The organism is Bacillus sp. JJ1127 (assembly GCF_036965845.1).
Classification (GTDB): Bacteria; Bacillota; Bacilli; order Bacillales; family Bacillaceae_G; genus Bacillus_A.
In genome coordinates, this window is record NZ_JBALQK010000450.1 from 1 (window position 1) to 358 (window position 358).

The 358-nt window shown below is 25.7% G+C and carries 1 protein-coding gene; it reads left to right on the plus strand.

Features of this window, described 5'->3' with window-relative positions; all coding sequences use genetic code 11:
* Nucleotides 1-51 precede the first annotated feature (51 nt).
* On the plus strand, nucleotides 52-358 hold a 307-nt coding region (locus tag V7183_RS25775), incomplete at its 3' end, for an ABC-three component system protein (RefSeq protein WP_335361317.1).

The following is a 358-nucleotide window of genomic DNA, read 5'->3' on the forward strand; positions in this document are numbered from 1 at the left end:
ATTTATAGCATCGCCATAACAAATTATGAAATATCCAGTAAAGAATATGTTATATATAATCTTCGAAATCGATTTAATAAACTTAAAGATGAGTATTTAGAGGATTTGATGTATGAAGAACGTGAAGGATGGATTAGTGAGGCAAATAAAAGAAATATAAACAAACTTATCAAATCTATTTGTGAACTGAATGACGAAAACTTTTTAAATTTTTGTCTTAAAATTACACCAGATAATGAAATTGATATTGATAATCCTGAGCACATTATGAATACTTTATCTAATTGTATTCTCGCTCCAAACATGACAGATGTTTATTTTGAAATATTGAAACAAATACTGAAAGAAATTAATACTC